This is a genomic window from Pseudoroseomonas cervicalis ATCC 49957 (genome assembly GCF_000164635.1).
Classification (GTDB): Bacteria; Pseudomonadota; Alphaproteobacteria; order Acetobacterales; family Acetobacteraceae; genus Pseudoroseomonas; species Pseudoroseomonas cervicalis.
The window spans coordinates 1-1,719 of record NZ_GG770947.1; the positions used below are offsets into that span (position 1 = coordinate 1).

Genomic DNA, 1,719 nt, shown 5'->3' on the forward strand with positions numbered 1-1,719 from the left:
GCCGCCGGCGCCTGGGGCGTGCAGGTCGGCGCCTTCGGCAGCGCCAACCTGGCGCGCAGCGCGGCCAATGAGGCGCGCAGCCGCATCGGCCTGGGCAGCGCGCGCCCGGCGGTCGAATCGGTGGCGCAGGGGCGCAACACGCTCTACCGCGCCCGCGTGCTCGGCCTGTCGCGCGAGAGCGCCCAGTCCGCCTGCGAGAAGCTGCGCAGCCAGGGCGCCTGCATCATCGTCTCCCCCGACGCCCAGGGCTGAGGGGAACGGCCCGAAAAAGGCCCGGCGGGGGAACCCGCCGGGCCTTTTTCATGTCTCGTGGGCGGTGGCGCCCTAGACCAGCACCGTGCCGTCGGCCTTCAGCACCTCGCCGGCCAGATAGAGGCTGCCGCAGATCAGCACCCGGCCGGGCGGGCCGCCCGCGGCGGCGATGGCGCGCAGCGCGTCCTCCACATGCGGGCCAGGGCGGGCGCGGCCGCCGCTGGCCTCGATGATGGCGTCCACCGGCATGGCCAGGTGCTGGCCCGGCTCGGCCACCGCCCAGAGGCTCTCGGCCAGCGGCAGCAGCGGCGCCAGGAAATCGCCCGAGGCCTTGCCCTGCTTCATGCCGACCACCAAGTGGCGCGGCCGGTCGGCCCAGTCCGGCAGGTGCTCGGCCAGGGCATGGCCGCCGCCGGCATTGTGGCCGCCATCCAGCCACAGCTCCCAGCCCTCGGGCAGCAGCGCCGCCAGGGCGCCGTGCAGCCGTTGCAGGCGCGCCGGCCAGGTGGCGGTGGTCAACCCGGCGGCGATCGCCGCCTCGGTCAGCCAGGGCGGGCTCCAGCCGCGCAGCGCGGCGATGGCGATGCCGGCATTGTCGGCCTGGTGCGCGCCGGGCAGCGCCGGGCGCGGCAGCTCCATCACCCCGCCCGGATCGGCATAGCGCAGCCCGGCCTCGTTCCAGTGGACCGTCCAGTCCTGGTTGCGCACGGCCAGATGGGTGCCGACCCGCGCCGCCTCCGCCTCCAGCACCATCAGCGCCTCGGGCGCCTGCAGGCCGGTGGCGGCGGGGCTGCCGCGCTTCAGGATGCCGGCCTTCTCGGCGGCGATGCCGGCCAGGCTGTCGCCCAGATACTCCATGTGGTCCATGGAGATGCTGGTGATGGCGCAGGCCACCGGATGGTCGACCACATTGGTGGCGTCATAGCGGCCGCCGAGGCCGACCTCGAGCAGCAGCAGGTCGGCCGGCACCCGGCTGAACAGCAGCAGGGCGACCGCGGTCGTCACCTCGAAGACGGTGATCGGCTCGCCGGCATTGACCCGCTCCACCTCCTCCAGCGCCTCGGTCAGCGCCTCCTCCGAGACCAGCGTGCCGGCCAGGCGGATGCGCTCATGGAAGCGCAGCAGGTGGGGGGAGGTGTAGACATGCACGCGCTGGCCGGCGGCCTCGGCGATGGCGCGCAGGAAGGCGCAGGTCGAGCCCTTGCCATTGGTGCCGGCGACATGGATCACCGGTGGCAGGCGCCGCTCCGGATGGCCCAAGGCGGCGAGGAGGCGCTGCAGCCGCCCCAGGCTGAGATCGATCAGCTTGGGGTGCAGCGCGTGCAGGCGGTCGATGATGGCTTCCGAGCGGCTCACGCCTCAGGCCTCGTTCCGGGATGCCGCCAGGGGCCTCAGGCGCCGGCCGGCTTGGCGGGCGCCGGCTTGGCGGCGGGCAGCGGCGTCACCGTCGCGCCGGACGGGGCGGCG

2 protein-coding genes are annotated in these 1,719 nt (G+C 74.9%); one reads left to right on the forward strand and one right to left on the reverse strand.

Going from position 1 to position 1,719, the window contains the following annotated elements:
• Window positions 1–252: SPOR domain-containing protein (locus HMPREF0731_RS20635; RefSeq protein WP_007006171.1), on the forward strand; the 252-nt coding region annotated here is incomplete at its 5' end.
• Between the two features lie 72 nt (window positions 253–324).
• On the opposite strand, the gene HMPREF0731_RS20640 is transcribed toward HMPREF0731_RS20635, so the two are convergent.
• Window positions 325–1,608, reverse strand: a complete 1,284-nt coding sequence (locus HMPREF0731_RS20640) for a bifunctional folylpolyglutamate synthase/dihydrofolate synthase (protein WP_007006172.1) — start codon at window positions 1,606–1,608, stop codon at window positions 325–327.
• Between the last annotated feature and the right edge of the window lie 111 nt (window positions 1,609–1,719).